The sequence below is a fragment of the Arenimonas donghaensis DSM 18148 = HO3-R19 genome, from assembly GCF_000743535.1.
GTDB classification, from domain to species: Bacteria; Pseudomonadota; Gammaproteobacteria; order Xanthomonadales; family Xanthomonadaceae; genus Arenimonas; species Arenimonas donghaensis.
Genome location: NZ_AVCJ01000007.1, coordinates 53,786 through 76,634 on the forward strand (window position 1 = coordinate 53,786; position 22,849 = coordinate 76,634).

28 protein-coding genes are annotated in these 22,849 nt (G+C 69.0%); 7 read left to right on the forward strand and 21 right to left on the reverse strand.

The window, feature by feature from the left end:
• Window positions 1-756: a M90 family metallopeptidase gene (locus N788_RS05210; RefSeq protein WP_425476476.1), complete on the forward strand. Its 756-nt coding sequence runs from the start codon at window positions 1-3 to the stop codon at window positions 754-756.
• Here the strand turns inward: N788_RS05210 and N788_RS05215 are convergent.
• The 7 genes from N788_RS05215 to N788_RS14940 all read right to left on the reverse strand — a co-directional run bounded on the left by N788_RS05215 (window position 753) and on the right by N788_RS14940 (window position 6,207).
• Window positions 753-2,099, reverse strand: a complete 1,347-nt coding sequence (locus N788_RS05215; protein ID WP_051924393.1) for an ATP-binding protein — start codon at window positions 2,097-2,099, stop codon at window positions 753-755. The two genes, N788_RS05210 and N788_RS05215, sit on opposite strands and share 4 nt — an antisense overlap.
• A gap of 45 nt (window positions 2,100-2,144) precedes the next feature.
• Window positions 2,145-2,825 (reverse strand): response regulator transcription factor, encoded by a 681-nt coding sequence (locus N788_RS05220; RefSeq protein ID WP_034221944.1) that lies wholly within the window; start codon window positions 2,823-2,825, stop codon window positions 2,145-2,147.
• Between the two features lie 48 nt (window positions 2,826-2,873).
• Window positions 2,874-3,260, reverse strand: a complete 387-nt coding sequence (locus N788_RS05225) for a PepSY domain-containing protein (protein ID WP_034221949.1) — start codon at window positions 3,258-3,260, stop codon at window positions 2,874-2,876.
• Between the two features lie 129 nt (window positions 3,261-3,389).
• Entirely contained in the window at window positions 3,390-4,301 is a 912-nt protein-coding gene (locus tag N788_RS05230; RefSeq protein WP_034221952.1) for an arginine deiminase-related protein, read from the reverse strand.
• On the reverse strand, window positions 4,298-4,786 hold the full coding sequence (locus N788_RS05235) for a YbhB/YbcL family Raf kinase inhibitor-like protein (protein ID WP_084695901.1): 489 nt from the start codon (window positions 4,784-4,786) through the stop codon (window positions 4,298-4,300). Before N788_RS05235 ends, N788_RS05230 begins: the two co-directional genes overlap by 4 nt.
• Window positions 4,787-4,823: 37 nt before the next feature.
• On the reverse strand, window positions 4,824-5,801 hold the full coding sequence (gene dusA, locus N788_RS05240) for a tRNA dihydrouridine(20/20a) synthase DusA (RefSeq protein ID WP_034221956.1): 978 nt from the start codon (window positions 5,799-5,801) through the stop codon (window positions 4,824-4,826).
• Window positions 5,802-5,871: 70 nt separating this feature from the next.
• Window positions 5,872-6,207 (reverse strand): DUF6522 family protein, encoded by a 336-nt coding sequence (locus N788_RS14940; RefSeq protein ID WP_211250682.1) that lies wholly within the window; start codon window positions 6,205-6,207, stop codon window positions 5,872-5,874.
• A gap of 148 nt (window positions 6,208-6,355) precedes the next feature.
• Between N788_RS14940 and N788_RS05250 the strand changes: the two genes are divergently transcribed.
• Window positions 6,356-7,129: an SDR family NAD(P)-dependent oxidoreductase gene (locus tag N788_RS05250; RefSeq protein WP_034221970.1), complete on the forward strand. Its 774-nt coding sequence runs from the start codon at window positions 6,356-6,358 to the stop codon at window positions 7,127-7,129.
• 9 nt (window positions 7,130-7,138) lie between these two features.
• On the opposite strand, the gene N788_RS13805 is transcribed toward N788_RS05250, so the two are convergent.
• Window positions 7,139-7,708, reverse strand: a complete 570-nt coding sequence (locus tag N788_RS13805) for a hypothetical protein (protein WP_051924384.1) — start codon at window positions 7,706-7,708, stop codon at window positions 7,139-7,141.
• Window positions 7,709-7,774: 66 nt separating this feature from the next.
• Window positions 7,775-8,254 carry a copper resistance protein NlpE gene (locus N788_RS13810; RefSeq protein WP_051924385.1) on the reverse strand — a complete coding sequence of 160 codons (480 nt, stop codon included), beginning with the start codon at window positions 8,252-8,254 and terminating at the stop codon, window positions 7,775-7,777.
• A 134-nt stretch (window positions 8,255-8,388) separates the two neighbouring features.
• Between N788_RS13810 and N788_RS05265 the strand changes: the two genes are divergently transcribed.
• Both N788_RS05265 and N788_RS05270 read left to right on the forward strand, forming a co-directional pair.
• On the forward strand, window positions 8,389-9,060 hold the full coding sequence (locus tag N788_RS05265) for an energy transducer TonB (protein WP_034221972.1): 672 nt from the start codon (window positions 8,389-8,391) through the stop codon (window positions 9,058-9,060).
• 70 nt (window positions 9,061-9,130) lie between these two features.
• Window positions 9,131-9,892 carry a MipA/OmpV family protein gene (locus tag N788_RS05270; protein WP_051924386.1) on the forward strand — a complete coding sequence of 254 codons (762 nt, stop codon included), beginning with the start codon at window positions 9,131-9,133 and terminating at the stop codon, window positions 9,890-9,892.
• Here N788_RS05270 and N788_RS05275 read toward each other — a convergent pair.
• The 6 genes from N788_RS05275 to N788_RS05300 form a co-directional block, all read right to left on the reverse strand.
• Window positions 9,877-10,623, reverse strand: coding sequence for an HAD family hydrolase (locus N788_RS05275; RefSeq protein ID WP_034221975.1), 747 nt, complete (start codon window positions 10,621-10,623; stop codon window positions 9,877-9,879). The two genes, N788_RS05270 and N788_RS05275, sit on opposite strands and share 16 nt — an antisense overlap.
• Window positions 10,620-11,219 carry a hypothetical protein gene (locus N788_RS05280; RefSeq protein WP_034221978.1) on the reverse strand — a complete coding sequence of 200 codons (600 nt, stop codon included), beginning with the start codon at window positions 11,217-11,219 and terminating at the stop codon, window positions 10,620-10,622. Before N788_RS05280 ends, N788_RS05275 begins: the two co-directional genes overlap by 4 nt.
• 60 nt (window positions 11,220-11,279) lie before the next feature.
• The gene (locus N788_RS05285; RefSeq protein WP_034221981.1) at window positions 11,280-12,158 is read right to left on the reverse strand and encodes a DMT family transporter; all 879 of its coding nucleotides are present in this window, start codon (window positions 12,156-12,158) and stop codon (window positions 11,280-11,282) included.
• 24 nt (window positions 12,159-12,182) lie between these two features.
• Window positions 12,183-12,593 carry a hypothetical protein gene (locus tag N788_RS05290; protein ID WP_034221984.1) on the reverse strand — a complete coding sequence of 137 codons (411 nt, stop codon included), beginning with the start codon at window positions 12,591-12,593 and terminating at the stop codon, window positions 12,183-12,185.
• A gap of 107 nt (window positions 12,594-12,700) precedes the next feature.
• A complete protein-coding gene (locus N788_RS14945) occupies window positions 12,701-13,171 on the reverse strand; it encodes a DUF4124 domain-containing protein (RefSeq protein WP_034221987.1) in 471 nt (156 codons plus the stop codon).
• A 3-nt stretch (window positions 13,172-13,174) separates the two neighbouring features.
• A complete protein-coding gene (locus N788_RS05300; protein WP_084695898.1) occupies window positions 13,175-15,172 on the reverse strand; it encodes a S9 family peptidase in 1,998 nt (665 codons plus the stop codon).
• A gap of 186 nt (window positions 15,173-15,358) precedes the next feature.
• Here N788_RS05300 and N788_RS05305 point away from each other — a divergent pair, with 186 nt between their 5' ends.
• On the forward strand, window positions 15,359-17,014 hold the full coding sequence (locus N788_RS05305; RefSeq protein WP_084695899.1) for an ABC1 kinase family protein: 1,656 nt from the start codon (window positions 15,359-15,361) through the stop codon (window positions 17,012-17,014).
• Window positions 17,015-17,142: 128 nt separating this feature from the next.
• On the forward strand, window positions 17,143-17,619 hold the full coding sequence (locus tag N788_RS05310; RefSeq protein WP_051924387.1) for a PA2169 family four-helix-bundle protein: 477 nt from the start codon (window positions 17,143-17,145) through the stop codon (window positions 17,617-17,619).
• Between the two features lie 60 nt (window positions 17,620-17,679).
• On the opposite strand, the gene N788_RS05315 is transcribed toward N788_RS05310, so the two are convergent.
• The 5 genes from N788_RS05315 to N788_RS05335 form a co-directional block, all read right to left on the reverse strand.
• Window positions 17,680-18,510, reverse strand: a complete 831-nt coding sequence (locus tag N788_RS05315; protein ID WP_051924388.1) for an EcsC family protein — start codon at window positions 18,508-18,510, stop codon at window positions 17,680-17,682.
• Between the two features lie 11 nt (window positions 18,511-18,521).
• Window positions 18,522-18,803 (reverse strand): putative signal transducing protein, encoded by a 282-nt coding sequence (locus N788_RS05320; RefSeq protein WP_051924389.1) that lies wholly within the window; start codon window positions 18,801-18,803, stop codon window positions 18,522-18,524.
• Window positions 18,804-18,883: 80 nt separating this feature from the next.
• The gene (locus N788_RS05325; RefSeq protein WP_034221990.1) at window positions 18,884-19,621 is read right to left on the reverse strand and encodes a TonB C-terminal domain-containing protein; all 738 of its coding nucleotides are present in this window, start codon (window positions 19,619-19,621) and stop codon (window positions 18,884-18,886) included.
• Window positions 19,622-19,810: 189 nt separating this feature from the next.
• On the reverse strand, window positions 19,811-20,521 hold the full coding sequence (locus N788_RS05330) for a hypothetical protein (RefSeq protein ID WP_034221992.1): 711 nt from the start codon (window positions 20,519-20,521) through the stop codon (window positions 19,811-19,813).
• Between the two features lie 260 nt (window positions 20,522-20,781).
• Window positions 20,782-21,102, reverse strand: a complete 321-nt coding sequence (locus N788_RS05335) for a putative signal transducing protein (protein WP_034221994.1) — start codon at window positions 21,100-21,102, stop codon at window positions 20,782-20,784.
• Window positions 21,103-21,327: 225 nt separating this feature from the next.
• On the opposite strand from N788_RS05335, the gene N788_RS05340 reads away from it, so the two are divergent.
• Window positions 21,328-21,699 (forward strand): SH3 domain-containing protein, encoded by a 372-nt coding sequence (locus N788_RS05340; RefSeq protein WP_034221997.1) that lies wholly within the window; start codon window positions 21,328-21,330, stop codon window positions 21,697-21,699.
• Between the two features lie 6 nt (window positions 21,700-21,705).
• On the opposite strand, the gene N788_RS05345 is transcribed toward N788_RS05340, so the two are convergent.
• Window positions 21,706-22,848: a fatty acid desaturase family protein gene (locus N788_RS05345; protein WP_034222012.1), complete on the reverse strand. Its 1,143-nt coding sequence runs from the start codon at window positions 22,846-22,848 to the stop codon at window positions 21,706-21,708.
• Window position 22,849: the final 1 nt, after the last annotated feature.

Genomic DNA, 22,849 nt, shown 5'->3' on the forward strand with positions numbered 1-22,849 from the left:
CTGTTCCGGCGGCTTCGCGCCGCCAAGTCCGCCCCGACGCTGTCGTCCGACCAGTGCGATGCGCTGGCGCGGTCCCTGCCCTTCCTGGCACGCCTGGCGCCGGACCGGCGTACGCGGCTGCACGCGCTCGTCGCCCGATTCCTGGACGAAAAAACCATCACCCCGCTGCAGGGCCTGGCGCTCGATCCGCAGCAGCACCTGCAGCTGGCGGGGCTGGCTTGCCTGCCCTTGCTCGAATTCGGCGCCGAAGGGCTTCACGGCTGGCGCCAGGTGCTGGTGTATCCGGGCGCGTTCCGCGTCCGCCGGCGCCACCACGACGAGGACACCGGCGTCGTCGCCGAATGGACGGAAGACCTCACCGGCGAGGCCTGGGACCAGGGCCCGCTGGTGCTGAGCTGGGACGACATCCAGGCCGAGCTGGCCGAACCCGAGGCAGGCTTCCAGCTGGTGGTGCACGAGATGGCGCACAAGATCGACATCCTCGACGGCGCCATGGACGGGACGCCGCCGCTGCCGGCGGCGTGGCAGCGCCAGTGGGCCCGCGACTTCCAGGCGGCCTACGACGCGTTCTGCGCGCGCGTGGATGCCGGCGAGGACACCGCCATCGACGCGTACGCCGCCGAGGCGCCCGAGGAATTCTTCGCCGTGGCCAGCGAGTACCATTTTTCGGCACCGGCGCTGCTGGCGCGGGAAATGCCGGCGGTGGCCGGGCACCTGCAGCGTTTTTACGGCGAGTCGCCGATTCCCGGCGGTTAGTACGCGGGGGGGATGCGGACGCTGAAACGGGCGCCGCCGAGTTCCGGGGCCCGGGTGACCCTGAGTTCACCCAGGTAGGCAGTGACGATGTCCTGCACGATCGCCAGGCCGACGCCGTGGCCCTGCACGCGCTCGTCGCCGCGGACACCACGCTGGAGCAGGCGATCGACGCGCTCGGCCGGGATGCCCGGGCCATCGTCGTCGACGATGAAGTTCACGCCGGCCCGGCGCTCCGGCGGTGCCGGCTCCACCGACACCGTCAACAGCACGCGCTTGTCGGCCCACTTGAAGGCGTTCTCCAGCAGGTTGCCCAGCAGTTCCTGCAGGTCGCCCAGCTCGCCGTGGAAGCGCGCGGCCGGATCGATGTCGAATTCGCAGAACACGCCGCGCCCGGCGTAGACCTTTTCCAACCCGGCGACGATTTCCTCGGCACGCGGCTCGATTTCGATCGGCGCCGAATACAGGGCATGGCCGGTGCGTGCGGCGCGGGTGAGCTGGTAGGTGACGATCTCGTTCATGCGCTGGACCTGGGCCGCGACCTCGGAACGCAGTTCGGCATGGCTGGCGTCCGCATCGAGCCGTGATCGCAGCACGGCCAGGGGCGTCTTGAGGCTGTGCGCAAGGTCGGACAGCGTGTTGCGGCTGCGGTCGAGATGGGTCCGCTCGCTTTCGATCAGGGCATTGATGGCGTGGGTGATCGACTCGAGCTCACGCGGATGCCTGCCCGAGAGCCGCTGGCTTTCACCCTGGCGCACGCGCCCGAGCTCGCGCTCGACGTTGCGCAAAGGCAACAGGCTCCAGCGCAGCACCAGCAACTGCACCATGGTCAGCAGCAGGGCCGCGAGCAACAGGTTGCCCCAGAGCGCCGCCCGGTAGATGCGAATCTGGTTCTCGATCTGCTGCGCGTCCTCGAACACGCTGAAGGTCAGCGGGAAGTCGTCGGCCGGGACCCAGATCACGCCGATGGAATACCCGTAGACGCTGTTTTCCATGCCCGATGCGTCGACGATGCGCAGCGGGCCCTCGAAGCGGCGCTCGCCCGGCTTCAGGAATTCGACCGGCGGCAGTGACCGCCCCAGGGACGACGCCGATTCCCAGCGCAGGCCTTCCCCGCGCACCGTGGCATAAAGCCCGCTCCGGGGCGTCAGCAGGCGACTGTCGGGCGGGATTTCGGGCGAAATGAAGTCGCGGGTCCGGTCCAGCTCGCTGTCGCGGATGTAGCTGTTGGCCAGGTTGGCCAGGCGCTCGCGCAGGGCGTTTTGCGCCGTGGCCACGAAGGCCCGGTCGAGCGCGAGGCCGGTCAGGCCCAGGAAAGCGACCAGCGCAAGGCTGGCCGCCAGCATCTGCCGGGCCTGCAGCGACAGCGTGCGCCAGGCGCGCACGCCGGACTACTCGTCGCGCGGGATGGCGAACCGGTAGCCGCGACCGCGCACGGTTTCGATCGGCTTGATCTCACCGTCGGGGTCGAGCTTCTTGCGCAGGCGACCGATGAAAACTTCGAGCACGTTCGAATCGCGGTCGAAGTCCTGCTGGTAGATGTGCTCGGTCAGGTCGGCCTTGGACACCAGCTCACCGGCGTGCAGCATCAGGTACTCGAGAACCTTGTATTCGTAGCTGGTCAGGTCGACGCCGGAGCCGTTGACGCTGACGGTCTGCGCCGACAGGTCCAGGCGGACCGGGCCGCAGTCGAGCGAAGGTTTGGACCAGCCGGCGGCGCGACGCAGCAGCGCGTTCATGCGGGCCAGCAGCTCTTCGACGTGGAAAGGCTTGACCAGGTAGTCGTCGGCGCCGGACTTGAGGCCCTCGACCTTGTCCTGCCAGCTCGAGCGCGCGGTCAGGATGAGGATCGGGAACTTCTGCCCGGCTTCGCGCAGGGCCTTGACCAGGTCCATGCCCGACATCTTGGGCAGGCCCAGGTCGATCACGGCGATATCGAAGGGAACTTCCCTGCCGTGGTACAGGCCTTCCTCGCCGTCACCAGCGGTATCCACGGCGAAACCTTCGCGCTTGAGTCGCGCGGCAAGGGTTTCACGCAGCGGGGCTTCATCCTCGACCAGCAGAACGCGCATGGCGTCTCCTTCAACAGGGGAATGGCCCGGTGGGGCCAGGGCAGGGGTTCAATCGTCGCGACGACGGGGTGTTGGTGCTTCGGGTTCGCGAGCGTCGGGGCGGGTTTCGGGGGCGCGCTGGCTCGGCGGCTCGGGCCGGGCACGTTCGCGCAGCATCAGGCTGCGGCGGTCGGTACGCGGCGGCGGGCGGACTTCGGGCTTGCGCTGGTCGTGCAGTACCCGCACCCGGCCGTCGGGCGTGAGCACCTTGATCCGGTAGACGTCTTCGCCGCCGCGCTGCATGCGGTCGGCGCGAAGCACCTGGCCACCCTCGCGCTCGACTTGGCGGATGCGTTCGCCCATTTCCGCCTTCTGCTCACGCGCCTCTTCGGCCGAGACAGGCAGCGCCAGCGCGAAAGCGGCAAAAAACAGCAAGGGGCGAAGGGTGTTCAGCATCGGCGGGAGGATAGCTCCGAGTGGGTGGACCGGCTAGCCGGAAGACGCGGCAGAGTCTGGTCGCCGGGCAGTGAATCCGGTATGAACCCTAAGCGCGTCAATAACTTGTACCTGAACAAGGCCGGCTTGTCAGTATATTTCGGCGACACAGCAGCGCAGGGAGCCGCCGGCCTTCTCGACCTCGTCCAGGGGCACGGGGGCCAGTTCGAAGCCCGCCCCCGCCAGGCTGGCCCGCTGCGCCGGGTCCAGCGCGTCCGCGCCGGCCTGGCTGATGCGTAACCGGTCGTCCCGCAGGGCGATGCAATTGCCGGCGAAGGCCGCCTTCTGGGCGGCCGTCAGGCGGACGACGTGGGGGGCATACAGGCTGGCCAGGGCCTCGGCCACGCCCGGGTCGGCGAATCCCGATGGCGCCACCACCAGGGCGCGCCCCGCCAGCACGCTCATCACCACGTTGGCGTGGTATTCGCCGGGAGCCAGGTCGAACAGCAGGGTCGCCCGAAGTCCCAGCGCCTCATGCAGGGCGCGGGCACCCGGCTCGTCGCAGCGTTCCCCCAGGCCGGCGTAGGCCAGCCCGCGGGCACGGTCGATCACCACGGAGCCGGTGAGTTCGCAGACGCCCGGCTGGGCGCGCAGGTCGATTTCCCGGCGGCCAAGCAAGCCGGTGAAGAAACCGCGGATATCGGCGCGTCCGGCTTCACGCTGGCGCACCGGGTGGCGCATGCGCCCCACGAGCACGATGCCCGGCCCGGTGGCGAAAACGTTGTTCGGGAACAGGCCATCGGGCGCGTCCGGATCACCGGGGAAACACACCACGGGCAGGTCCTGCGCCAGCGCGGCGTGCAGCGCCCGGTGCTGGGCCGACGCCCGCAGCGGGTCCACGGCCACCGACAGGTCCATGTAGGCATTGTCGCTGGCCGATTGTTCGGCCAGGACAAAGCCATCCGGCGCGACCAGGAAGGCTGCCCGCGCGCAGGCCGGGCCGAAGTCCGGCGCCAGGCCCCGCGCAAAGGCCAGGAAGGCCTGGCTGTCGCGGGTGATCATCCTTCGCCCCGGTTCTCGTAGGTCGCGGTGATCGAGGCCCGGGCCAGGGTATGGAAGTGCAGGTTGAAGCCGAACACCGCGCCGGAGTCGTCGGGACCGACGTCCAGGCGATCGGTGTCGACCGCGAACACGGTGAAGACATAACGATGCCTGCCATGGCCCGCCGGCGGCGCCGCGCCGCCGTAGCCAACGCTGCCGAAGTCGGTTCGACCCTGCACCGCGCCTGCCGGCAGGTCGTGCCCACCGGGATGGCCCGCGCCCGCCGGCACTTCGGTCGTGTCCGCCGGCAGGTTGGCCACGGTCCAGTGCCAGAACCCGGAGCCGGTCGGGGCATCCGGGTCGAAGCAGGTGATCGCGAAACTGCGGGTGCCCGCCGGCGCACCGCTCCAGCGAAGGTGCGGCGACGTATCGCCCATCGCCTTGACGTGCAGGTCCGGCAGCGTGTCGCCGTCCTGGAAGCTCGCCGATTTGAGTTCGAATGCCATGTGGGAGTCCTCCATGCGCCTGGATAGGACGCCCATGCTAGCCGGTGCGCGTGGCCTCGAGCGCGCGCTCGACCACCGACCAGTCGGCACCGGGTCGCGGCGCCCCCTCGCTGAGCACCTGGCGGAAAATCCGTCCGCCCGGCTGTCCGTGGAACAGGCCCAGCCAGTGCCGCGACTGGTGCTTGAGCGCGACGCCGCGCGACAGGCAGCCTTCCACGTAGGGCCGCATGGCCACGAGCAGTTCCTCCCGGCCGCGCGGCGGCAGGGCCGGTTCGAACAGCGCCCGATCCATCAGGTGCAGGCGATACGGCTCGTGGTAGGCCGCGCGTCCGATCATCACGCCGTCCACCTGCCCAAGCACGTCCTGGACGTCCGTGACCGTCGCCAGGCCGCCATTGATCTCCACCCGCAGGTCGCTGCGCTCGCACTTGAGCCGGTAGACCCAGTCGTATCGCAGCGGCGGGATTTCGCGGTTTTCCTTCGGACTGAGGCCCTGCAGCCAGGCCTTGCGGGCATGGACGACGAAATGCGTGCAGCCAGCCGCGGCAACGCTGTCGACGAAGGCGCGAAAGACGTCGTAGTCCTCCATTTCATCCACGCCCAGCCGGCACTTCACCGTCACCGGGACCCCGGCCGGCGCGGCGGCGATCATCGCGGCCACGGCATCGGCCACCAGCGCAGGCTCCTTCATCAGGCAGGCGCCGAATCGCCCCGCCTGCACGCGGTCGGACGGACAGCCGACGTTGAGGTTGATCTCGTCGTAGCCCCAGTCGGCGCCAATGCGCGTGGCCTCGGCCAGGTGCGCGGGATCGGAGCCGCCCAGCTGCAGCGCCACCGGGTGTTCGACCGGATCGAAGCCCAGCAGCCGCTCGCGATCCCCGTGGATCACGGCCTGGGCATGCACCATCTCGGTGTACAGACGCGCATGCGGCGCCAGCAGACGGTGGAAGACGCGGCAATGCCGGTCGGTCCAGTCCATCATCGGGGCAACGCTCAGGGAAGGGGACGACGACACCCGTGGCCAGCCTTGGAACGGTGTGGGGCGCGCAGTTTAGGCCGCCGGCGGCGACCACGGCCAGCCAGGCTCAGCCTGGCGGCATCGGTCGGCCGTCGGCGTCGGTGACCAGGCGGAAGCGCTGGCCGGCATAGTAGAAGGTGAACCGGAACAGGCCCGCGTCCTCGCCGGTGCCGCGTTCGCAGAGTGTGGCGATGCGCCGGTCGGCCACCATCGCGGGCACCCGCGCCGGATCCAGTCCCAGGCCCGCGGCCACCGCGGTGGCGTCAACGTCCACCGGCGCGACCGGCGTCGGCGGGGCGGGCTGGGGGTCCGGGCAGGCATCGACGCCGGCCGCGTCCAGCGCTTCGGCGACGCCGCTGCGCTGGTGCGAGTCGAAATCATTCCAATCAATGACCATGGCCATGGCGAATCCTCCCTCGTTGCCCGGCAGGTTGGCGCCCGCGGCCGGCGGTCGCCCTGACCTGGGTCAGGCCCGGGCCGAATGACACAGGTCAAGGTCGCTGGACCCCAGCCGGTGCAATCTGACGGTAAGCCACCCCGGGAGACAGCCCATGGACCGCGTCACAGGCAAGACTTGCATCGTCACCGGCGCTGCGCTGGGCATCGGCCGCGCCTGCGCCGAACGCCTGGCCGAAGAAGGCGGCGCCGTCGCGCTGTTCGACCTGCACGACAACGAGGGCGAAGCCGTAGCCGCGGCCATTCGCGAGCGCGGTGGCCGGGCCCGCTACTGGCACGTGGACGTCAGCGACGAACCGGCCGTGAAGCGGGCCATCGACGACGTCGCCGCCGAGTTCGGCGGCGTCAACGTGGTCGTCAACAACGCCGGCATTTCCGGTTCAACGAAGCTGACCCACGAAATCACCGAGGCCGAGTGGGACAAGGTGCAGGCGGTGAACGTGAAGGGCGTGCTGTTTTGCTGCAAGCACGCGATTCCGCACCTCAAGGCCGCCGGCGGCGGCAGCATCATCAATCTTTCGTCGATCTATGGCCTGGTCGGCGCGGCCGACGTGCCCGCCTACCACGCCTCCAAGGGCGCGGTGCGGCTGATGAGCAAGACCGATGCGCTGTGTTACGCCGCCGATCGCATCCGCGTGAATTCGGTGCACCCGGGCTACATCTGGACCCCGATGGTCGAAAACCACCTCAAGGCCAGCGGTGCCACCGACATCGAGGCAGCCCGCCGCGACGTCGGGGCGCTGCATCCGCTCGGCCACATGGGCGACGTCGACGACATCGCCTGGGGCGTGGTTTACCTGGCCTCGGACGAGTCGAAGTTCATCACCGGCGCCGAGCTGGCGATCGACGGCGGTTACACCGCGCGCTGAGTCCGGCGATCAGCGGCCGTTGCCCTTGCCGCCTTTGTTGCCCTTGTCGGGCTTGCCGCCGCCTTGGCCGCGGCCCGGCGGCGGGCCCTGCTCGCGACCGTCCCGGGAACCCCCGGACGCCTTCGGGCCACCGCGCCCATGCATGCGGTCGTGGCCCTTGCCGACCTTGCCCTTGAGCGCGTGGAACGCGTCCGAACCGGGTTTGATGCCCAGGCGCTGGGCCACGACGCCCCACCCCTGGCCGCGGTTGTGCTGGTAGTAGTCCGCAACCTCCAGGCAGGGGCGCCCCAGCTGGTGGGCGATGGCACAGGCGTAGTAGATGTCGCCGGGCGCCCACCCCCGGTCGTAATAAAGATCGCGCACCAGCACGCGCGGCGCACCGAAGCTCACCACGACGTCGTCGATGAAGCCATCGGTGTTGCCTCGCGCATACACGTTGATGTCACCCAGCCGGGTATCGACCCAGGCATCGCCGGTCCGGGGGCTGAATCCGACGGCGATGTCGTCGACCAAAGCCTGCGCACCGGTGGAAGCGGCAAGGCCGAAGGCCAGCGTGGCTGCGAATAGCTTGCGGTTCATGGGTGGCTCCCTGGTGAGACGATTCGGCGCTGATTCTGCATCAGCCAGGTGAACGACCGCGAAACCCTAGATCCGCTGCAGCCGGTGGCCGATGCCGTCGGCACGCGGCCGGCCCTGGCCGTCGAGCAGCTCCAGGCTGCCGTCGGGTTGCAGCTGGTACCACTGGTCGGCGCCGTCGGGATCGAGCCGGAACACGGTGGCGGTGCCGTTTTCGGTGCCCTGCCGACCCTCGCGCCATGCCCCGGCGAGCGTGAACTGGTTGCCGGCGTCTTCGCCCAGGTAGGTTTCCTCGAGCTCGAAGTCCTGGTTGCCGTCGTCGTCGCGACGCAGCGTCAGCCGGGTCCGGATGCCGTCGCAGTCGCTGCAGGGCAGCACCCCCTGCCAGCTGCGTTCGAAAGGCTCGTCGGAGGGTGGCGCCACGACGGCAGCCAGCGCAGGGTCGACGGCCTCCTCTTCCCTGTCTTCGCGCTCCAGGCCGCAGCCGGCGAGCGCCAGCGGCAGCGCGAAAATGAACACCCACTTAGCGGGGATCGTGATCGAGGCCATGGAACACATCCTAACGCTTGCGCGCCGCCGCTACCCGGGTGCACTTTCAAGACATACGACGGACGGCGACAGCCAACCCCACCGGCGGCGCCGACACGTTCAAGACCCGTGCCACCCACCGAAGGAGGTGTCCCATGGTCCGCAGCCTGCCGTCGTCCCACCCCACCCCGCCCTGGCAACGCATCGATGCCAAGCGCATCGCCGGCTCCAGCCTGGCCATCTGCGTCCACGTGGTCGTACTGGGCGCGCTGATGTTTCCCAACACCTGGTCACCGCCGGCCAAACCGCCGCGCGCGGAGACGATACCCGTGCTGGTCGAGCCCCTGCCGCCGGTCGACATTCCCCCGACCACGCCGCCGCCGGATCCGCAGCCGGTGACCGAGGTTCGTCGCATCGAACCGCGGCCCATCGTGGAAACGATGCCGGTGCCGGACATCGACAGCACGCCGGTGTTCGAGCAGGGCGAAATCGAGGCGCCGCCGGTCGTCACCGGCAACAGCGAGCCCACCGACTTCAACCCTGGCCCGCCGGCCGTCATGACCCTGGCCTACGACATCGCCCCGGCGCCGCGCTATCCGCGCCCTTCCCTGATCGCCGGCCATGAAGGCACGGTGACCCTGCGCGTGCTGGTGGACGAAACCGGCCAGCCGCAGGAGGCATCCATCGAAAACAGCAGCGGTCATCGCGCCCTCGACCAGGCCGCGCGGACGCAGGTGCTGCAGCACTGGCGCTTCCACCCGGCCCAGCGCCAGGGGCGCGCGGTCGCCGCCTATGCCCTGGTGCCGATCGTGTTCAGCCTGCCCTGACGCTGGACAATCACGCCGGTTCGACGGATCGTCACCGACAGTGACGCTTCGTCGAACCGGAGTTCCCCCCATGCCCTTCCGTCTCCCCCTGGCCCTCGCGCTCGCGCTCGGCATCCCCGCGGCGCCGGTCCTGGCGCAGGACGGGCCCGACCCCCAGCCCCGCTGGACCGTCGGCCTGCTGGCGATCGAGCGCGACGCGCCCTACCGACAGCTCGACGAAGACCTGCTGGTGGTGCCGCTGGTGCGCTTCGAGGGCGAGCGCTTCTACCTGCGGGGCCTGCGCGGCGGCGTGGTCCTGGCGGAATCGGGCGGTTTCGAGTTCGGTGGTTTCCTGCAGGCACGCGGCGACGGCTATGACGCCGCCGATTCGCCCTACCTGGCCGGCATGGCCGATCGCAAGTTCTCGCTCGACGCCGGTGTCGCGGCCAGCTGGCGGGTGGCGGGCGTTGGCCAGTTCGAGACCTCGCTGGCGACCGACATGCTCGACCGCAGCGGTGGCCAGGAGGCGGAGGTTTCATGGACCGGCCTGGTGCGCGCCGCGGGCTGGCAGATCCTGCCTTCGCTCGCCCTTCGCTGGCAGAGCCAGGACATGGTCGACTACTACTACGGCGTGCGCGCCGGCGAAGCGATCGTTGGCCGGCCGGCGTATGCGCCGGGCTCGGCGCTGTTTCCGGAAGTGTCGGTGCTGGCAACGCGCCCGCTGGGTGAGCGCTGGCAACTCTTCGCGCGCGCCGGCCACACCTGGCTGCCGTCGGAAGTAACCGACAGTCCGCTGGTGGACCAGGACGGCCGGACCTCGGTGCTGGTCGGACTCGGCTACACCTTCGACTGAGCCCGGCGGGCCTCGAGCAAGCCGATCGCCCCGGGCACTTCGGCGGCGGTCTGCGCCACCTCCATGTGCGTGGCGTGGTCCGGGCCCAGTCCGTGCTCGAGTTCGTGCGCCCAGGTCACGTGGTAGGGCATGTGTACGCCCCAACCGCCCAGGCGCAGCACCGGCTCGATGTCCGAGCGCAGTGAGTTGCCGACCATGACGAAGTCGCGCGACGGCAGCGAGAATTCACCCAGCACGCGACCGTAGGTGTCGGCGTCCTTCTCGGAAACGATCTCGATGCGCTGGAACAGGTCGGCCAGGCCGCAGGCGCGGACCTTCGCCTCCTGGTGGAACAGGTCGCCCTTGGTGATCAGCACCACGGGCCGGTCGCGCGCCACCGCCTCGACCGCGGCGCGGATGCCCGGCAAGAGCTCGACCGGATGCGACATCACTGCCTTGCCCAGCTCGACGATGGCGTGGATGTCGGCCGCGCCGATGCGCTGGCTGGTCAGGGCGATGGCGGTTTCCACCATCGAAAGCGTCATGCCCTTGGCGCCGTAGCCGAAAAGCTTGATGTTGCGGCGCTCGGTCTCGAGCAGGCGCTCGTGCAGGCCGGCATCGGCCAGGTCCACATAGCGCCCGACGATGGTCTCGAATTCGGCGTGGGCGGCGCGGTAGAACCCTTCGCTGTGCCAGAGCGTATCGTCGCCGTCGAAACCGACCAGGCCGAAGCCCGAAGCCTGCGGCGTCACTGGCCCACCGGCTGGTCGAGCGTGGGATCGCTGCCGCCAATGATCACGCTGCCGATGCGCATCTGGTAGATCGCGTCATGCGGCTTGCCGAAGATCTGGTCGGTCGCCTCGGCCAGGGCCGGGCCAGCGCCGCCACGCATCAGGTAACCCGCGCACTCGGCACCCATGGCGGCCGACGCTTCATGCCGATGGTCGCCCAGGCCCAGGCCGGTGATGCGCTGGGGTTCTTCACCGAGCGCAACCAGTGCGCGCACCTCGGTTTCGGGCCCCGGACGGACGTGCCAGGCCGTGGCTTCCGGCGCGGTCATCAGCAGGGCCACGGGTCCGGGCACGGCGATGTCCACGCGGCGAATCATTTCCCGGCCCGGTTCGGCGCCTGGCGTCGGCGTGCCGCCGTCGATGACGAACAGGCGCGCGGCCAAGGGGAGCCGCAGGCCCTGGATCCGGCAAGGACCCCAGTCCGACCCGGCGACGAAGGTTTTCGCCGCGGCCTGGGCATCGTCGGCCGGCCCGGTGGCCGGCGCCGGTTCTTTCCCGCCGCAGGCGGTCAGCAGGCTGGCGGACAGGAGGACGGCGAGGGGCAGGCGTTCAGACATGCGGAATAACCCGGGAAACAAGTGAAGCCGAAGCATAAACCCTTCGCCACGGACCCGGGCTCAGCCGGCCGGGCGCTGCCCGAGCACGCGCTCGCGATGCACCAGGTAAAGACCGCTGGCGACGATGATACCGGCGCCGAAGAAGGTCCAGCCATCGGGCAGCACGCCCCAGATCAGCAGGTCCAGGCCCAGGCCCCAGGCCAGGGCGCTGTACTCGAACGGGGCCACGACCGAGGCTTCGCCGGACCGGAACGCTTCGGTGATCGCCACCTGGCCCAGGAACCCGGTGACGCCGACCCCGGCGATCACCCAGGCGTCGCTCGCCCGCAGGGGCACCCAGCCCGGCCAGGCCAGCGCCGACGCGCCCACGGCCGTCATCACCAGCATCCAGAACACCATGCTCTGGCCGCTGTCGGTGCGATGCAATATCCGCACGAGGATGGCCGACAGGGCATACCCGGCGGCCGCCACGACCACGGCCAGCCCGGCCCAGCCGAACAGACCCTCGCCGGTCGGCCGCAGCACCACCAGCACGCCGACCAGGCCCAGGCCGATGGCCGTCCAGCGCCGCGGGCCGACCGTTTCACCCAGCATCGGCACCGACAGCGCCGTGATCAGCAGCGGCGCCACGAAGAAGATCGCGTAGGCGCTGGTCATGGGCATCTGGCGCAGCGCGAACGCGAAGGCCGAGAGCATCACGATCGACAGTGCCGCACGCAGCAGGTGCAGCCGCCACCGCACCTTCATCAACCCCATCACCGAACCGGTGGCCGCCACCCAGGCCAGCACCAGCGGCAGCCCGGACAGGCCGCGCAGCGCCGCCACCTGCATCGGCGGATAGTGGCCGGCCAGTTGCTTGAGGCCGCCGTCCATCAGCGAGAAAAAGCCGACGGCCAGCAGCATCGCGACGATGCCGCGAAGGTTGGAGGGAGCGTGCATCCGGCCATTATCGCTCCGGGGGCGTCACCTTGCGCAGGCCCGGGCGACTTTTGCGTCCAGCTCGGAGCGTTGCTGGAAATCGAGCTTGTTCCAGAGCCGGTCGCGCAGGTCGTCGGCCTCGCGCCGGGCCTTCTCGCAGCGCTGGCGGCGAAGGTCGGCGGCGCTGGCGCGCCGGGGGGCTGGCCGGCGCGCGGTTTTCGCCGGCGCCTGCGGGGACGGCTGGCTGCGCGGGCGCGAAGATGCCTGCGACTTCGGCGGCGGCGGCGCCGACCCGGGCTTGATCGGCTGCACCCAGGCCTGGCGGGCACCTTCGGCGCAGGGAAGCGTCTGGTAGCTGACGGCTCCCGTGGCCCCCACGCATTTGCGCAGGTCGGTTGCGGCCGGCGGCGCCGAAGCCAGCAGCAGGGGGATCAGGACGACGGAAACGAGGGGCATGGCGGGCTCCTGGCGGAGGTGCCAGTGCACCGCAGCGTGCCTTCGGCAGGCATCGGCGGACTGCCCGAGGTGCCGCCCGAAGCCTTCGCGTCAGGCGTCGGGAAAAATCATCGTTCGTACACGTGTGCGCACTGCGCGACCACCCAGTTGCGCAGCTCGGCCTGCTGGGCTTCGGTCAGGCGCAGCCATTCCTTTTCCAGCGCGGCTTCGGAAAATTCGTGCGCCTTGGTGCAATCACTCTTGATGCGCGTCCGGTTGCCGGCCTCTTCTTCCGCCAGGGCCTTGGCCTCGGCCTCGAGCCGTTGCTGTTCGGCCAGGCGTTCGGCTTCGGCCTGGCGCGCCTGTTCGGCCGCACGCCGCGCCTCCGCCTCGGCCAATGCGGCGCGCGCAGCGAGCTCTTCGACACTGGGGCCGGCCTCGGGCGTGGCGTCGCGTTTCCACACCTGGGTGCTGCCGGCCGGACACGGCACGGACAGGATGCTGACCGCACCCTCCTTGTCCGTGCATTTGTACAGGGAGTCGGCCGCGGCCGGCGCGGCCAGTCCCAGGCAACAGAACGCGAGCAGTAACCGGCGCATCGCTTATTCCGCCGGCGCAGCGTCTGCCGGCGACGCGTCGGCAGGCGTCGCCGTTTTCAGGTGGGTATCGAGGAAGGCAAGGATCCGGCCATAGCCCTCGATCTGGTTCTTCTTCTTGGAGAACCCGTGGCCCTCGTCGTCGAACACCACGTATTCCACCGGCACGCCGTTTTTCTCCACCGCCGCGACGATGTCGTCGGACTCGGGCTTGATCACGCGCGGGTCGTTGGCCCCCTGCAGCACCATCAGCGGCACGTTGATCTTGTCGGCGTGGAACAGCGGCGAGGTTTCGATCAGGAAATCGCGCTGGGTCTCGGGGTTGCCGATTTCCTGATAAAGCGCTTCGCGGAAGGATTCCCAGTACGGCGGGATCGACTCGAGCGTGCGCAGCCAGTTCGAGACACCGAAGATGTTCACGCCCACCTTGAATTCCCCGGGCTGGAAGGCCAGGGCCGAGAGCACCATGTAGCCGCCGTAGCTGCCGCCGATGATGCCGATCCTGTCGTCGTCGACGTAGTCCAGGCTCTGCAGGTACTTCTTGGCTTCGACCGTGTCCCAAAGCGGCTCGCGGCCGTGCTTGCCGTCGTCGGCGGCGAAGAAGGTCTTGCCATAGCCCGAGCTGCCGCGGTTGTTGATTCCCAGCACGACGTAGCCGTGGTTGGCCAGGTACTGGATCAGCGGCGAATGCGCGCGGGTGGTCTGGCCACCCGGCCCGCCGTGCACCCAGACCAGGGCCGGCACCGGGTTGTCGGCGTTGGCCTGGTGCGGCTTCCACAGGATGTTCGGGATCGGCATGCCGTCGAAGCTGTCGAAGCGCACCACGCGCGAATCGACCAGGTCGGCCGGATCGATGGCCGGGTTGAGCGAGGTCGTCAGCTGTTTCGGTTCGCCGCCTGCGGCGAGGTCAAGCACGTACAGGTCGTTGGGCTGGCGATCGCCGTTGAGGTAAAAGGCCAGCTTGTCCTCCGAGCGCGAGACCCGCAGGTTGCGCACTTCGCCGGCCGGGAAATCGGGCAGCGCGACTTCCTCGCCGGTGGCGGTTTCGAACAGCTGCACGCCGGTGCTGCCATCGACGTTGGTGGCCACGGCCAGGTAGGTGCCGTCGTGCGAGAGCGCCGCGTCGACGATGTCCCAGTCGGCCGAACGCACGGGCTCGTGGGCCCAGGTCGCCAGGTTCACCCGTCGCAGCCCGGCGAATTCGCCGCGATCGTTGGCGGTGTAATAGAGCCACGCGCCGTCGGGGCTGAAGGCTTCGGCCGCGAACTGCGCCTGGCCTTCGTGCTCGGACACCTTGGTGACTTCACCGGTGGCGAGTTCGACCACGTGCAGGTCGCTGTCGTTGGTGGTGTGGGTCTCGCCCAGGGCCAGCCAGCGGCCGTCGGGGGAAATCTCGCCCGGCTCGTAGCCGGCTTCGTTGCGGTAGACCAGTTCGCGCTCGTAATCGTCGGCGTCATAGCGATAAACGTCGAAGAAACGCGGGTCCCGTTCATTGCTGATCACGAAGAACGACTGGCCATCATGGCCAAACCCCATGAACCCGGCCTTGAGGTTTTCGCCCGGCGTCAGGTCGCGTTCGCTGCCGTCGGCTTCGATCACGTACAGGTGGTCGAGTTCGTTGCCGCCCTGGTCGCGGCTGACCAGCACGCGGTCGTCGTTCGGGAAGAAGGCCTCGCTGTAGATGTTGTCGGTGTCCGAGTTCGTCACCGCGGTCCACTCGCCACCCTGTGCCGGCATCGTGTAGGCATTCCAGACGCCGGACTTGTTCGACGAGAACAGGATCCGCGACTCGTCGGCGCTGAAGGACGCGCCACCGACACCCGTCGACTCGACGAACTCCTCGATGTCGTACTGTCGCGAAGGCCGCGCCACGGTTTCAGCCGCCGTCTTCGCCTCGGTACCGGTGCCCGGGGAAGGAGCGGGCGATTGCTGGCAGGCCGCCAGCCCCAGCGACAGCGAAACGGCGATAGACAGGGTCAGGGCAGTACGGGAAGCGACGGACATGGGCGGGCTCCAGGGGCGTGAAGGCCCCAATCTACGCCGCCCGCCGTGGTCCCGCGAGCGGCAGCGGCGGGGCCGGCCGTCCCGTCCAACCTGAACGGCACGCGCGCCGTTCCTTGCCCTGTTCAGGTTCGACGGGCCAGCATCCAGGGGGTACGCCGCCCCGTCGGCACCAAGGGAGCCACCCGGATGTCAGAGGCTAGCCGCCTGGCCGCGATCAGCGCCTTCCTGCTCAAACACCGTGCTTCGCCGGTCTTCCGGCCCCGCAGCGAACAGCCGCCCGGCGTCGAGCCGGTGGATGCCAGCGAGGATGCGGAAGCCTTCACCCGCGACCTCGAGGCCCTGGGTCCGACCTTCGTGAAGCTGGGCCAGATGCTGTCCACGCGCCCCGACCTGGTGCCACCGGATTACCAGCTGGCCCTGGCGCGTTTGCAGGACGATGCCGAGCCCACGCCGGTGCCGCTGATCACCCGCGCCATCGAGGAAGAGCTGGGAGCGCCGATCGGCAAGCTGTTCAGCGAATTCGATCCGGTGCCGATCGGTACGGCATCGTTCGCGCAGGTGCACCGGGCCGTCCTGCCCAGCGGCCGACGTGTCGCCGTGAAGGTGCAGCGGCCGGACCTGGCGGCGCGGGTGGACACCGACCTGGCGGCGGTCGAACGGCTGATCCGTTCGCTGGGCCTGGTGAGCAAGGCTGGCGAACGCTACGGCTTCCACGACTGGCTCGACGAGTTCCGGGCCACGGTGCGGGCCGAGCTCGACTATCGCCAGGAAGCCGACAACCTCGAAACCTTCCACGAACGCCTGGCCGGGTTCGAGCGCATCGACGTGCCGCTGCCGGTCTGGGACTACACCCGGCGCCGGGTGCTGGTGATGGACCACGTCGACGGCATCCAGGTCACCGCGATCCCGGACGTGCTGCGCACCGAAGTCGACCTGGCGCCCCTGGCGCACGACCTGGGCAAGGCCTACCTGGACCAGGTCTTCGTGCACGGGCTGATCCATGCCGACCCGCACCCGGGCAACGTCAAGCTCACGCCCGACCACCGGCTGGCGCTGCTCGACCTGGGCATGGTCGGCTACGTGCCGCCACGCCTGCGCGACCAGCTGCTCAAGCTGGTGGTGGCGACCATCGACGGCCGCGGCGAACAGGCCGCGGAAACCTTCATCCACATGGGCACGCGTCTCGAGGATTTCGACGAGCCGCGTTTCTCGCGCGAGGCCGCACGGCTCGTGGCGCGCTTTTCGTCCGCGACCACCTGGACCGAATCCGAAGGCGGCTTCCTGCTCAAGCTGGTGGAGCTGGGTGGCCGCTGCGGCCTCAAACCGCCGGCCGAGCTGACCTTGCTGGGCAAGACCCTGCTCAATCTCGAAGCGGTGATCCTGGCACTCGACCCGGAGGCCTCGCTGCGCGAAGTCCTGCGACGCCACATGCACGGCATGCTGCGCGAACGCACGCTGGGCACGCTCGATCTGGGCCGCCTGGCGACCGAAGTACTTGAGGTGCAGGAACTGGTGCGCGAAGCACCGCAGCGCATCTCGGTGCTGCTGCGCACCCTGGCCGACAACCGCTTCCGCGTGCACCTGGCCGGCCTGGAAGAGGCCTACCTGATACAGAGCATGCAGAAGATCGCCAACCGCATCACGGCCGGCGTCTTCGCCGCGGCACTGGTCGTCGGCGCCGCCCTGATCATGGACGTCGATACGCGGCACACCGCCTTCGGCTATCCGGTGCTGGCCCTGCTGATGCTGTTCGTCGCGGTGATCCTTGGCGTTGCCTTGTTGCTCAGTTCGCTTCTCGGTGACCGGCGTTCGCGACCGAAAGCCGAGAAGGACCCGCTTTGAATTCACACTGATAACGCGAGATTCAGCCGGGCGACGCTAGCCTTCCCCGTGCTGCAGGAGAACCATTCGTCGCAACAAGAGATCACCCTGCAGGCAGATCAACGGCCGAAACAAAAGGAGAAATCCTGATGACGACCAACAACCCCGAACTCCGCCAGGAAAAGGTGGAAACCCTCAACGAACTCATCCAGGCGACGCGCGACAGCGCCGAGTTCTATGCCGACGCGGCCAAGGCCGTGACCAATCCGCAGTTGCGCAGCCTGTTCGGCGAGATCGCCGAATCCAAGCAGGGCCTGGTGGGCAGCATGTCCCGCGAAGTGCGCGCCGAAGCCGGCGAGCCCGCGACGGAAGGAAGCCTGCGTGGCAGCCTGCACCAGTTTTATTCGACGGTGCGCGCCGAGATGGCGAAGGAGCACGGCGACTATGCCTACGTCTCCCAGCTCGAGAAGAGCGAGGATCGCCTGATGGCCGCCTTCCATGACGTCATCAAGCGCGACGACGCGCCCAAGGCGGTCAAGGAATCGCTGCTCAGCTACCTGCCCAAGGTGCAGCAGCACCACGACACCATGCGCGAGCGCAAGTGGGCCATGGAGGCCCGCCACTAGGGACGCGGCACCCAAGCAAGGCAGGGACGCCCGGACGGGCCCGCGAAAGCGGGCCCGTTGTCATTTCTGCGGCCGGGGTGCCAACGAGGCGTAAGCCGCCCGCACCTCATGGATGCCATGCACGCGCTCGAGCCTGCGGACCACGAAATGCCCGCGCGCGACCGACTGGAAATGATTGATGAAGATCAGGTTGAGCGTGGCGCCGGTGGCCGCGCCGATCAGGGGTGCGGCCTGAGCCAGCGCTTTTTGCGTAACCGGTATCGAGAATCGGCTGGCAATGCCGTTCACCAGCTGCACCAGCGCAGGCGCCGTGCCGGTGCCCATGCCGCCGGCGACGTAGCGCGTGGCTGCAGTGACTTGTTGGGCCAGCGCCGCCCGCGTTGCGAAGTAGCCCGATTCCGCGCCGTCGTCGTCGCTGCGGCGACCGCCCAGGGCCAGCACTTCCAGGCAGGCCAGGCGGGTTTCCGGGTCGCTGGCGGATTCGCCCTCGCTGCGGGCGATGTCGGTGATCGAGCGCAGCATCGCGGCGGTCGTGACCGGCAATTCCACCAGCAGCCCGGGCAGCCCGAAGAACCCACCAATCGCACCCGTGCCGGCGACGGCGAACTTGTGCAGGCGCGGGCTGGCGACCTGGCCGGGGGTTTGATCGCGCAGCGTGCGCCGCGCCGCCTCGAAGGCCGTTTCCACCGCCTTGTGGCTGGCGCGATCCACCAGCCGCGCAGCGGGGCCGGGCAAGCGCGCCATCAGGCCTTCGATCGGTGCGCCGATGACATTGGCCAGCTGCATCGCCAGCCCCGGGGATTCAAGCAGCCGTTTTGCCTGGGCCAGCTCGGCCTGGGCTTCCGGGGGCAGCGGGCGCAGGATTTCAGTCTTGGGGGGCTTGCTGGCCATCCGGCGCGCAGTCAGGCCAGGAGGTCGAAGTCACGATCGGGCGATTGCATCGCCAGTCGCTCAAGCTCGGCTTCATCGGGAATGTCGCCGGACTCCCAGTCGGCAACGACCGCGCGGGCACGTTCGAGATCGTCTTCGAGCACCATCACCTGCACCACGCCGATGGCCGGCAGTTCGCCGGCGGCGCCGAGCAGCCCGGCGCCGGTCACCCGCGCGGGGATGCCGGCGCTGTGCAGCAGGTCGCAGACCAGCTGGGCGTCGATGAGGTTCTGGGCGTCGTAGGCAGCTTTCACGATGCTGGGAGCATGCCTGCATCAGGGTGGCCCGCGCCAGCCCAGGCGCGTCGCCCGCCGGCGCCGGCGGGCGACGCGCTTCAGGAACCCGATGCGCCGCCGACCGGCGCCTTTAGGCTGGCCAGGCGAATGCCGTCCGTGTCGGCCGTGCGTGAGGCCGACTGCGTGGCATCGGCCTTGATCTGGTCGCAAAGCCTGGCGCGGCCCGGCGGACAGAACGTCACCGGCACCCGCCAAACCGTCGAGACCGGCGCGCCGTCGACTTCCTCGATCACCGGACGCCAGTGCTCCATCACCTTCATCACTTCTGCGACGAATTCGTCACGGTGGGCCTGGGAGCGCTCGAGTTTGCGGCCCCCATGCCAAAGCGAAATGTCATGCAGTCCGGAACGTTCCACGTCGACCCGCCCATCGGCAGTGAGCTGCATCTTCATCACCACGCGCGCACCGTAGCCGCGCTGGGCCGCCCGCATCGGATAGCGCGGCGGATGGAACATCGGCTTGCTCGCCTCGATGGCCAGGGCCTCGGCGCTGACGCTGTCGTCACTCTCCGGCGTAAAGCGCATCTTTACGTCCAGGGTCGTGCGGCTGCTGGCCGGCTGCCCGTTCACCTGTGCCGGCTCGAACTCGACGTCCTTGACGGCGGCCTCGGCGATGCGGGCCAGCGACTCGGGAAGATCGCCCACCGCATCGGCGGCAACCACGCGACCTTCGGCGCTGACATCAACGCGTACCTGGACCGGACGTTCGAAGGGCTTGTCCTTGGCGGCCACGGGCAAGGCGACCGCCAGGGCGAGTGCGATGGCTAAGGATTTCATGGGTGACTTTCCACCAGGGTGAGGAATCGACCCCGACTGTAGCGGCCAAGAAATGGGGTGCCCACCACCGGGCGAAATTTTCTCTCGCCCCATGAACGTCAGGCTGAACAACGCGTAGCACTGCTTGCCGATGTAAGCATCACTGCCCTCGCCTGCCCCTGCGGATTCGCAACCCGGCAGCCGGTGACCTCAGTCGCAGGCATCGCGGATCGCATCCCCATGCCGGCGAAGACCATCGTGCGTAACCAGCCTCAGTGGCTGGGCCCGATAGCGACGATCCGCTTCCCTGGCGGCCTGGCATGCAGCCGCATCCTCGCTGGCTTTCCGGCGGCTGGAATTGCCCGGGGATGTTTGCGTGTATTGGACCCTCGGGCGCGTGGCGAGGCGGACACGCGGCCGGACCGGTTCATGCTCGGGAGTAACCGCGCGGCGCCACGCCTCCCGACTATCGGCAGGACAGGGCGCGGACTGGAAGCTGGCGAGCCCGGCGCTGTCGACACACTTGTGGAGCCAGTTTCCCGCCGGCGGCCGGTGCGCGGGTGGGAGATCCGGCTCCGGGGACTCGGCGGGGCCGGACGCAGCAAGCACCGCGGGCGCCGGGCGCTGCGGCAGCGGCGCGGGTTCCGGTCGACTGGTGGAGACGGCGACGTAGCCAGCCGCTACCAGGATGGCGAGTGCGCCGGCTCCGCCCAGGAGTTTGGCGAACGGCGGATCGACTTCCTGGAGGCGGCCCCGCGGATCGCGGCGAAGCTCCGGTTTCCCGAACAGCGCAAACGCAGCCATCACCACCGCCAGGCCCATGAAAAGCAGCGCCAGGCCCCGCTCGCCACGGCCTGTCATGGCGCCGGCAATGGCCAGGTCCACGAACGCCATGCCCAGCAGCAACCAGAAACTCTTCATCCACCCGCTCCCCCGGTTTTCCGGGGAGGCTAAACCGGGCGGCCGCGCCTGGCGACGCGGAAATTTCTCAGTCCTGGGCCCGGATCAGCCGTCCGCTTGCCTCAAGGGCTGGCATACCGCGCGTTGCTGCATGTCGACCGGCAAGGCCTTGCCGTCGATGTCGATGCCCAGCAAGGCAAGGCGCTCGAGCATCTGTCCGGCGATGGCGGTCAGCAGCAGGTTGATATTTCGGAAGCCGTGGAGCGAAACCGCTGGGGGATTCAGGCCTTGTCGCCGGCTGCGTCGGTCAGGTCGAAGACCGGCACGCTGGCCTCGATCTCGTGGGGTTCGTCATCGATGGCGACGCTGAAGCCGTCGTCGTCATTGTCGGCCGGTGCGGTTTGCCATTCGTGGACCAGCTGGCGCGCTTCCGCGGCTTCTTCGTCTTCCACCACCACGCGCACCTGGCGGGTAGCCGGCACGCCGGCCTCCGGGTCGGCCATGTTCGGGCCGAAGATATGCGCGGCGATGCCAGCGGTGACCAGGAGGTCCTGGACCAGCTGGGCGTCGAGCTCGCTTTCGGCGACGTAGATCGGCGTCATTCCGGTGCCTCGGGCAGTAGGTCCGGTTTCACATTCCGGGCCTTTCCCGCCGCCGAAACTGTGAACCAGTTCACACTTTCGCCGGTTTTCTGGCGGGTGGTGGCCTGGGGCTGACCAGCGGGCCGTGGTGTCGCCCACCTGCGCGGCGGATGCTTCCCCGGCGCCTTGGCCGTATCCTGAAGGCCTTCGACTCCGACCCCGGAGCGCCCAGGTAAACGCCCCAGGATGTCCACGCTCAAGGCCATCAACGCCACGGTCACCGGTTCGCAGGAAGGCCCCGACGCCATCCCGCTGACCCTCAAGCCAGGCGACGTCGTGCACGTTCGGCACCCGCACCCGGATCGGCCCGGCTACGTCTGGGCCGAAGACGGCCAGCTCAGCGCCGGCTGGATGCCCATGGACCTGGTCGACACCAATGCCGGCCAGCCCCAGGCCAGGGCCGAGTACTGCAGCGCCGAACTCACCGTGTCGCCGGGCGACACCGTGCGGCTGATCTGGGAAGACCCCGCCCACGGCGCCTGCTGGTGCGAGGACCGGCACAGCGAACGCGGCTGGATCCGCAACGAGCACCTGCGCTTCGAAGTCCCCAAGGACTGAACGGGTTCAGCGGGTCACGGCCAGGCCGGCGCCCGGCGTGTCGGCCGCGGCTTTCGCCCGGCTCGGCAGCGCATGGCGCAGGATGCGCCACAGCACCTGGCCGAACTGCCGGGGCAGCGAACCGGTGTTGTAGTGCTGGCCATAGCGCGCGCAGATGGCGCGCACCTCCACCGCCATCGCGGCGTAGCGGTTGGCCGGCACGTCCGGGAAAAAATGGTGCTCGATCTGGTGGCTCAGATTGCCCGACAGCAGATTCAGCAGCCGGCCGCCGGCGATGTTCGACGAGCCGCGCAGCTGCCGGAGGTACCAGGCGCCGCGGCTTTCATTGCGCACCGATTCACGCGGGAAGGTTTCCGCGTCAGCCGTGAAGTGACCGCAGAAGATGATCAGCCAGGTCCACAGGTTGCGCAGCACATTGGCGACCGCGTTGCCCACCAGCACGGTCAGGAAGAAGGGGCCGGCCAGCAGCGGGAAAAAAACGTAGTCCTTGAGCACCTGACGGCCCATCTTGCGGCCGACCGGGCGAAATTCGCGCAGCACGTCCCGGGCCCTGGTCTTGCCGGCGAACCAGCGGCCCAGGCGCAGGTCCTGGATGGCGATGCCCCACTCGAACAGGACGGCGAACACCACCGCCACCAGCGGCTGGGCCAGGTAGAACGGCCGCCAGCGCTGCTCGGGGAAGATGCGCAGCAGGCCGTAGCCGATGTCGTCGTCCATTCCACGCACGTTGGTCCAGGTGTGGTGGCGGAAGTTGTGGGTCTTGCGCCAGTTGTCGCTGGTGCCGGCGATGTCCCATTCGTAGGCCTGGCCGTTGAATGCCGGGTCGTTCATCCAGTCGAACTGGCCGTGGATGACGTTGTGGCCCAGCTCCATGTTTTCGAGGATCTTCGAGAGCGCCAGCGACAGCACGCCCAGGGTGCCGGCGATCCACAGCACGGGCGTGTAGAACGCACCGGCGATCGCAGCCAGCATCAGCAGTGCACGGCCGGCGAAGCCAAGGTAGCGCACGGCCGCGAACACGGCGCGGATGTAGTCGGCGTCGGCCTGGCCAATGGTGGCGACGGTGCGTGCGCGAAGGGCGTCGAGCTCCGCGGCGAAGGCGTCGAGCTCTTCGGCTGACAGGGCGCGGTTGCGGGGCGTCGTATTCATC